The organism is Corallococcus sicarius (genome assembly GCF_003611735.1).
GTDB lineage: Bacteria > Myxococcota > Myxococcia > Myxococcales > Myxococcaceae > Corallococcus > Corallococcus sicarius.
In genome coordinates this window covers 1-8,331 of the sequence record NZ_RAWG01000371.1, presented here as the reverse complement: position 1 = coordinate 8,331, position 8,331 = coordinate 1, and the positions used below count along the sequence as shown (strand labels likewise).

Sequence of the window (8,331 nt, the reverse complement as noted above, 5' to 3'; positions counted from 1 at the left end):
CCCCCGATGCCCCCTCCGCTCACGCCGCCTTCCAGCGCAGGGGCCTCACGCACCCGAGGCGCTCGCGCGGGAAGCGCGGCCCGGACACGCGGACGGTCCCGTTCTTCCTCCGGCTCGCGCTCCAGCCGCCTGTGGTCGGGCAGCTCCTGGGGCGGGATGTGCGGTGCGGCCTCCGCTTGCAGCAGCTCATCCGTGCCCGGCCCACCATTGATGCCGAAGGCCGGATCCTCACGCCTCATTCCGCTCACGTCGTACTCCGAGGCGCTCCCCCGCCCCTCCGTGGAGCGCACCTGAGGATCCGCCTCGGGGTCGGGCCGCGCCAGGAGCTTCCCCACCTCCTCCTCGGAGAGCACCTGCGGATCCGCCACGGAGTCGCGCAGCGCCGCGAGGTCCACCTCGCCCGTGTCCGGTTGTCCCAGGGCCGTGACGGGGGCCACCAGCCCGGCCTGGACGAAGGCCGCAGGCGCCACCTTCGGGGCGGCCGGGCTGACGGGACCTGTCGCGGGAGCCTCGGAGTCCCGCTTGCAACCCGAAGCGAGACATCCCATCAGCAGCAAGAGGGCAGAGGTGCGGAGCAGTTGCATGGCCCTGGACGCTAGCCCATCTGGCGGGGCAACTCCCGCCGGCGTCCTGCCCCGGGGTGCCCATCCTTCAGCCCTTGCGTCGGGTGATAGGAATTGTCCCGCCTGGCCTAGGGTCCCGGAACTCATTGCCAGGGAGCCCCCATGCGCCGTCAGCCGTCACGATTCCAGATGCCCCTGCTTCTCCTCGGACTGGGAGCGCTCGCCTGTGGCGACGACGCCTCCCCCACCCCCAACACCGCGCCGACCCTGACCGGCCCCACCGTCCAGGTGACGGGGGTGGGCTCCGAGGTCCCCGTGGCGCTGACGCTGGAGGCGTCGGATGCGGACGGAGACGCGCTCACCTACGCCTGGACGCAGAGCCCCGCCGCTCCGGCGGGCACCTTCGACGACGCCTCCGCGCCCAGCCCCTCGTGGACGGCCCCGCGGGTGGACTCCCTCCAGCGCTTCACGCTGACCGTCACGGTGAGCGACGGCAGGGGTGGCACCGTGCAGGGCTCGGTGGACGTGGACGTGAGCCCCCCGAGGGTCAACCAGCCGCCCACCGTGTCCGCCACCGTCACCGGGCCCGCGGCGCTGGTGGCCGGCGCCACCGGCACGTTCACCGTCACCGCGAGCGACCCGGACGGAGACCCGCTGACCTACACGTGGACGCAGACCGCGCCGGCCTCCCGGGGCACCTGGGTGGGCGGCGGCAACGGCGCGAGCGCGCAGTGGTACTCCCCCGTCGTGGGCACGCAGACCGCGTTCACCTTGTCCGTGAGCGTCACGGACGGCGCGAGCCCGCCCGTGGTCCGCACCGTCTCCGTGCCCGTCTCCGTTCCCCGGTATGCAACGGATGTCCAGAACGTGTGGAAGACCATCCCCTCGTGCACGAACTGCCACGGCAGCAGCGGTGGCCTGAGCCTCGCGGCGGGGAGCAGCTACGGCAACCTGGTCAATGTCACCTCCACCGCCACCGGCTGCGGCTCGCTCAAGCGCGTCACGCCCGGGGACCCGGACCAGTCGTCGCTCATCCTGAAGCTGGAAGGCACGACGTGCGGGACCCGCATGCCCCGCAACAACCAGACCTACTTTGATCAGCACCCGGACCAGCTCGTCCTCGTCCGCTCGTGGATCCTCGCGGGCGCGTTGAACGACTGAGCGACAAACGGTGCAGGGCTGGCAAGTCCTGCCGGCCAGCCCTGCCCGTGGACGGCAAGCCTTGCCGTCCGCGTCGCGGCCTCCCAGGGGAAGCGGCGCGGCATGAGCGGTGCACTCCGGATGATCCACCCGGAGGAATCATGCAACGCGTTCCACTCTTGTTGGCCCTCGCCAGTCTCATCCCCACAGGGGCCCTGGCGGCGCCCCACGCCACGAAGCTGCTTCCCCAGGACGCGCAGGTCCACTGCAGCCCCGGTGCTCCGTGCCTCCAACCCACGGCGAACGGCGTGGTCCCCGCGCTGGAGTACGCCGACGGCAAGAAGCTCCCGCTGCAGGACTACGTGAACGGCGGCCCCAACGGAGAGCTCTTCCTCTACGTCTCCGACAACTCCAGCTACACCTCCGACGAGTGCAACGTGACGGGGCCCCAGAATCCCTGCCGCGCGCAGTCGCTCTTCATCGGCATGCGCGTGCCCCGGCCCAGGGACGCCAGTGGGAACCTCCTCAACCCCGCGGGCTCCATCACCCTGCTGCTGGATGCGAACCGCGACGACACCCTCAACCTCGTCGCTGACGCGGACGCGCCCCGGGGCGAGGACCGGCGCATCCACTTCCGCTACTCCACCGGTCCGGGGGCCGTCACCGGCCTCAGCCAGAGCAAGGGCAACCCCGCGGGGGGCTGGAGCGCGCTGGCGACCCCCAGCGAGGCCTGGGCCACCACGGCGGCGGTGACGCTCCCGGCCTCGGACCCGGCCCACGTCCACATCGAGTTCGAGATCAAGCTCGCGCCGGGCCTGCCCTCCAGCGGCACGAGCGAGCCGCTCATGTCCACGGTGCGCAAGCTGGGGCTCGGCATCGAGCACACGCCCATGACGACGAGCGGCGCCACGCAGAAGGTGGGCGGCGGCCGGCTCCCCAACGCCCCCGTGGCTCCCGACGAGTTGCTGACCGCGACCTGGGAGACGCTGGAGTTCAAGGCCCCGGCGCCCATTCCGCTCAGCTTCACGATGTGGAACGTGGGGCAGATGCCGGACGCGACGGCCTGGGTCCCGGATGGCGGCTCGGGGGAGATCGACACCGTCGCCCGGCAGATCTTCAACAAGGAGGTCGTCTGCCTCTCCGAGGTCTGGATGTCCCATGAGCGCGGCGAGCTCATCGAGAAGGTCAACCTGCTGCGCATCCAGGCGAACATGATGCCCATGCAGCACGTCGCCGAGCTGAACGACGACCTGCTCCAGCCGTCCATCTTCAGCACGGGGTTGGTGTTGCTGTCCTCGCGGCAGATCCTCGAGGCCGGCGTGCACCACTTCCCCTTCGGCATGTGCACCGGCGCGGACTGCGCCCAGGCCAAGGGCGTGCTCTGGGCGCGCATCGCCACCCCCGCCGCGACCGCCCCCGTCGTCATCCTCGACCACGACACCCCGAAGATCGCCGCGGGCACCGACTACGCCGAGTTCGTCGACGTGTTCTGCACCCACGTCAACGCGGGAGAGAACACGTCCGGGGAAGACACCTCCATGCGCGAGCAGCAGTTCGCCGACATCCGGACCTACGTCCAGCAGGTGCGCCAGGGCGGGCCCCTGACCGCCAACCTCTTCCCCTTTGAAATCAAGGACGCCGTCCCCGCGGGCACCTGGCCGAGCGGGCTGGACCGCCCCGCCTTCCTGCTGGGGGACCTGAACACGCTGGGCCCCAAGGGCACCCAGACGGACGTCGGCTTCGCCCACTACACGGACATGATGGGCCCCGGCCTCTTCAACATCAGCGGGCCTGGCCAGTTCGAGCAGGCCAACAGCCAGTTCTCCTCCATGCGGGATCTGGCCCGCGTGGCCACCGGGGCGGATCCGCAGGCGGCCGGGACGTGGCTGTCCCCCCTCTGCGCCAACACCGTGGAAAGCGAGCTGGGCGCCAAGGATCGCATCGACTACGTCCTGGTGTTCCCTCCCCAGGACACGGCGGACTTCCCCGCGTTCGCGTTGCTCAACGGCTCCACGGCGAGCGTCAACCCGCAGTTCGATCCGCTCTCCGCCAGCGTGGACTCCGAGGGGAACATCACCCAGCAATGCCTTTCGGACCACGCCATGGTGGAGGTGACGGTGAAGCTGGCGCGGGTGAAGGATGTCCTCAAGTACAACCCCATGAAGAAGCACCGGGTCGAGTACGCCGTGAAGCAGGTCATCGACCTGGAGACGCAGAGCGGCTGCTGCGCGGACTGGTACACGCCTCGCGTGATGATGGCTGCCAATGGCGTCACCCGGACGAACGCCTTCCTGGAGTTCATCGAGGACCAGACCATCTACCCGAACTGGTCCGTGCACACCGGCCCCGACAACTTCCCCTTCTTCCCGGACCTGGCGGTCGGGTTCTCCGGGGCGGTGAACATGACGTCGGCCCTCTGGGAGGACGACTACGGCGCGGACGACCACTACGACTCCATCCCCGAGAGCAACGCCCTCATGGAGGTGGACAACAAGGACGCCCACTTCACCTTCTTCGCGAACAGCGGCCTGCTTCGCCGGGTGAAGGGCGAGCTGCTGACCACGGACTGGCTCACCGGGGTGGAGCTGCTGGGCAACTTCAACGACGGCTACGAGCACGGCATCACCGTGGAGACCAAGGGACAGGACGCCGTCACGGACAACATCGCCCGCGTGCGGCACTACATCAACGTGAAGGAAGTGGAGTCGCCATGAGCACGATGAACCTGAAGTGCGCGGTGCTTGCACTGGTGCTGGGGGGCACGGCCCAGGCGGTCGAACCGATGGTGCCCTACGACAACTTCAACCCGACGGAGCCCAATCCCTCTCGCCCGACGAAGATTCGCGGCATCGACCCGGCGCGGTGGGTGGACCTCCAGAGCGGAGCCCCGCTGGAGTCCCTCCGTGAGCTGGCCTTCACCCGCCTGCGGTTGATGAGCCGTTCGGACACGGCGGGCAGCATCGGCCTGCTCTTCGCCCACTCCTCGTCGGTGACGGCCATCGCGGCGAAGGTGCGGATGAACAACGCCAGGACCACGGGGTACACGGCCCCGGGAGCCCCGGCAGGCGAGAGCACCGCCGAGCTCACGGGCCACTTCTTCAACACCCGGACGGGCGTGCCTTCCAAGAACCAGCAGGACGACGTCCTCGCGGCCATCCGCACCGTCTCAAGGTCCACGGACCCCCTGGGCTCCCAGCTCCTGCGGGTGGAGGCCATCATCGAGCGGTGTACGAACGCGTCGTGCTCCACCCGAGCGCGGCTCTTCACCGCGGACCTGGGACAGGTCCACCAGGGCGAGCAGGCAGCGCTGCGGGTCCAGTGGGACGTGGCGAACCACCGCTTCGTGTTCCAGCGGGACGCGCAACCCGAGGTGTACGGGGCCTACACCGTGACGGACACCCATCCGCCCGCCAATCCGGGCAAGGCCCTGGTGGTGACCCACAACCCGCCCACCTACTTGAGCGGGGCCCCGGCGCCCCTGGGGTATGCGAATGCGTACTTCCACGACGTGTTCGTGAACGCGTCCGCGGCCCCCGCCCCCTGACGGCGCGGACGGGCGGCGGCAGCCAGTGCTCCTGGCCCGCCGCCCGTCCCTTCGCTAGGCTCGCGGCCCCATGGCGATCGAGAAGGCACTGCTGCTCATCGCGGACATCGGTGGGTACACCCGCTTCATGAGGCACCACCGGTTCAGCCTCGCGCACGCGCAGGACACGGTGGCGCAGCTGCTGGAGGCCGTCATCGACGCGGCCGGAAGGTTCAAGCTCGCCAAGCTGGAGGGGGACGCGGCGTTCTTCTATGCCGTGGGGGACGACGCCTCGGCGTTCGCCCAGCAGGTCGCGGACATCCGGCGCGCGTTCGTCGCCCGGCGCGAGCAGCTCATCATCGACCGGATGTGCAAGTGCGACGGGTGCATGCAGGTCAACGCCCTGACGCTCAAGTTCGTGGCCCATGACGGCGAGGTCGCCTTCCAGCGGGTGAAGCACCTCACGGAGCTGGCGGGGATGGACGTCATCCTCGTGCACCGGATGCTGAAGAACGACGTGCCCGTCCCGGAGTACGTCCTGATGACGGACCCGGTGCTGCCGCGGCTGGACCCGGCGCTGCGCCAGTTCACCCGCGGGCTGGAGCACGACTTCGAGGGCATGGGCCGCACGGCGACGCACTACCTCGACCTGGGGGAGGTCTCCGCGGCGCTCCCCGAGGCGCTCGGCCCCAGCCTGCCTCGCAGGCTCTGGTCCAAGGTGACGCTGGAGCTGCGCTCGCTGAAGTACGTGCTCGGCCTCAAGAAGCCGTGCGAGGACTTCCGCAACGTGGAGATCGTCGACGCCCCGGGGCCGTGAGAGCCAAGGCTCACACCGGCATGCGCACGCCCAGGAGCTTCCGGTCCGCCAGCACCACGTGCAGCGCGCGGATCTTCCCGCGGGCATCCACGTCCACGCGAATCACGGTGCGGGTGGCGAGCAGCGGATCCGCTGCCGGTTCGAAGACCGCCACCACCGCGGGCAGTCCGTTGAGCCTCCGCGCCTCCGCGGCGATGGGCGCGCCCCGCAGCTCCATCAGCCGGAAGAAGAAGCCGAGCACCCGCTTCGCTCCGACCACCGGCACATGCGCCGCCCGCACCTTGCCGCCACCATCCGACAGCGCTCGAACATCCGAGGCCAGCAGGGCCTCCGCCGCCGCCACGTCACCCGTCAGCAGCGCGCCCAGGAAGCCCTCCAGCGCGGCGCGCGTGCGCTCCTGCACGTCCCGCGTGGGCACGCAGCGCGACTGGTCATACCCATCCATCGCCGCCCGCGCGCGGTGGTGCACCACCTTCACGTTCGCCTCGCTCATGCGCAGCGCCTCGGCCGCTTCGAGCACCGAGTAATCAAAGACATCGCGCAAGAGCAGCACCGCCCGTTGCTTCGGCGACAGCACCTCCAAGGCCAGCAGGAAGGCGAAGGAGACGCTCTCCAGCAGCTCGTAGCGGCCCTCCGTCGAGCCGCCTCCCGGAAGCCTCGCTTCCACCGAGGGTGGAACCTCTTCGTCCCCTGTCTCCACGGGTGAAGGCAGCCACGGCCCGATGTAGCCCTCGCGTCGGCGTCGCCGCAGGTGGTCCCTGGACAGGTTCACCGCCACGCGCGTCAGCCAGGGGCGCAATGCGTCCAGCCGCTCCAGGGGAGTGGCGAGGGCGCGCGCATAGGTCTCCTGCACCAGGTCATCCGCGTCCGCCGCCACGCCCGTCATCCGGTAGCAGAGCCCCCAGAGGAAGGACTCGTGCTCGCGTGCCGCCTCCGCCAGTGCGCCTCGTGCCCGGTTGTCCATCCGGCTATGCCCCCACCGCGCGGAGCAGAGGTGCGTGCGTGCCATGCTCGCGTGCCGCCTCCGCCAGTGCGCCTCGTGCCCGGTTGTCCATGCGGCTATGCCCCCACCGCGCGGCGCGGGTGTGCCTGCGCGCCTCGCAACAGGGCGCCCTCCACCGCCTCGGCGCTCGCGAGCGCGGCGTCCGCGAGCATCCCCTCCGTGCCCACCCAGTCCCCCACCCGGTACAGGCCGCCCACGTGGGGCACTTCCACGGAGGGACGCCCTGACAGGCCGCCCTTCGCGGCCTGGGGCAGTCCGGCGCTGACGGTGAGCGCGGGACGGAAGCGCCGCGCCACCACGTGGGCACGCCAGCCCGGCTGGAGCGCATCCATCACGGCCTCCAGCTCCGCCTCGGTCGGATCCGTGCCCGAACCTCCCAGGTACTTCGCCACGTGCACCATCGCGCCTCCCTCCGGTGCCAGCTTCGCGAAGGCCGAGTGTACCGACGCGTACCAGGGCCCATCCACCCCGAGCGCGAACAGCGCGCCCGGCCTGGGCAGGGATGACAGTCCCAGCTCCAGCGTCGCGGCCTTGATGGGGAGGGCCTCGCGAGCCTCCCGCTCGAGCACCGCGTCCCCTGGCACCAGCGCCGCCACCTCCGTCGGGCTCCCCGCCACCACCACCGCGTCCGCGGCGCGCACCGTGCCGTCCGCGAGCCGCACCCCTTCCACCCGCTCGCCCTTGAGGACGACGCCGTCCACCCGGGTGGACAACTCCAGCCGGACCCCGGCCTCACGCGCCTGTCGCTCCACCGCGTCCACCAGGGTGCTCCAGCCACCGTCCACGTACAGCACGTTGGCGGAGACCGCGGCCTGGAGCTGCTTCACCGCGGCCTGCGCACTGAGCGCCGAGTGATCCGCGCAGTAGGTGGCCACGCGCACCAGGGCCGCCACGAGCGCCCGGCTGTCCTCGCGCGCCAGGCGGGTGTCCAGCCACTCGCGCGTCGACAGGGAGCCCAGCGGCGCGGTGTCGATGCGGGCCAGCCTTGCGAGCAGCCTGGCCACCTCGAGCTTTCCGGCGAGCGACAGCACGTCCGTGGTCATCAGCGTGACGGGCCCGCTGGGCAGCGTGTGCAGGTGGCCCGCGCGCAGGGCATAGCCGCCGGCCCCGGGAATGCCACCCGTGGGCTTCACGCCCAGCCGCCCCAACACCCGCAGCGCCGCCCCCGCCCGGTACAGCGCGTGCGGGCCCAGGTTGAAGCGGAAGCCCTCCACCTCCGTCGTCTGGGCACGTCCGCCCAGGTGCTTCGAGCGCTCATACAGCGTCACCTCGCAGCCACCGCGCG

At 70.8% G+C, this 8,331-nt stretch carries 6 protein-coding genes and 1 pseudogene; 4 read left to right on the top strand and 3 right to left on the bottom strand.

What is annotated here, in order from left to right; genetic code table 11:
• Positions 1 to 584 (bottom strand): annotated as a pseudogene (locus D7X12_RS35910) (hypothetical protein); the annotation flags it as partial.
• A gap of 168 nt (positions 585 to 752) precedes the next feature.
• Here D7X12_RS35910 and D7X12_RS35905 point away from each other — a divergent pair.
• The 4 genes from D7X12_RS35905 to D7X12_RS35890 all read left to right on the top strand — a co-directional run bounded on the left by D7X12_RS35905 (position 753) and on the right by D7X12_RS35890 (position 6,043).
• Positions 753 to 1,724 (top strand): Ig-like domain-containing protein, encoded by a 972-nt coding sequence (locus tag D7X12_RS35905; protein ID WP_120629717.1) that lies wholly within the window; start codon positions 753 to 755, stop codon positions 1,722 to 1,724.
• A 140-nt stretch (positions 1,725 to 1,864) separates the two neighbouring features.
• On the top strand, positions 1,865 to 4,417 hold the full coding sequence (locus D7X12_RS35900; protein WP_147443897.1) for an exonuclease/endonuclease/phosphatase family protein: 2,553 nt from the start codon (positions 1,865 to 1,867) through the stop codon (positions 4,415 to 4,417).
• Positions 4,414 to 5,247 carry a hypothetical protein gene (locus D7X12_RS35895; protein WP_120629715.1) on the top strand — a complete coding sequence of 278 codons (834 nt, stop codon included), beginning with the start codon at positions 4,414 to 4,416 and terminating at the stop codon, positions 5,245 to 5,247. Before D7X12_RS35900 ends, D7X12_RS35895 begins: the two co-directional genes overlap by 4 nt.
• Before the next feature lie 70 nt (positions 5,248 to 5,317).
• Entirely contained in the window at positions 5,318 to 6,043 is a 726-nt protein-coding gene (locus tag D7X12_RS35890; protein ID WP_120629714.1) for a DUF2652 domain-containing protein, read from the top strand.
• Positions 6,044 to 6,053: 10 nt separating this feature from the next.
• Here the strand turns inward: D7X12_RS35890 and D7X12_RS35885 are convergent, their stop codons facing one another.
• Together D7X12_RS35885 and D7X12_RS35880 are read right to left on the bottom strand one after the other, a co-directional pair.
• Positions 6,054 to 7,007, bottom strand: coding sequence for a sigma-70 family RNA polymerase sigma factor (locus D7X12_RS35885; RefSeq protein ID WP_120629713.1), 954 nt, complete (start codon positions 7,005 to 7,007; stop codon positions 6,054 to 6,056).
• 95 nt (positions 7,008 to 7,102) lie between these two features.
• Positions 7,103 to 8,331, bottom strand: a 1,229-nt coding sequence (locus tag D7X12_RS35880; RefSeq protein ID WP_120629712.1) for a phytoene desaturase family protein, incomplete at its 5' end; no start/stop codon positions are given.

Excerpts from the sequence above, each read along its gene's own strand:
- D7X12_RS35905 (WP_120629717.1), top strand. The coding sequence starts at position 753 with ATGCCCCTGCTTCTCCTCGGACTGGGAGCGCTCGCCTGTGGCGACGAC.
- D7X12_RS35900 (WP_147443897.1), top strand. The coding sequence starts at position 1,865 with ATGCAACGCGTTCCACTCTTGTTGGCCCTCGCCAGTCTCATCCCCACA.
- D7X12_RS35895 (WP_120629715.1), top strand. The coding sequence starts at position 4,414 with ATGAGCACGATGAACCTGAAGTGCGCGGTGCTTGCACTGGTGCTGGGG.
- D7X12_RS35890 (WP_120629714.1), top strand. The coding sequence starts at position 5,318 with ATGGCGATCGAGAAGGCACTGCTGCTCATCGCGGACATCGGTGGGTAC.
- D7X12_RS35885 (WP_120629713.1), bottom strand. The coding sequence starts at position 7,007 with ATGGACAACCGGGCACGAGGCGCACTGGCGGAGGCGGCACGCGAGCAC.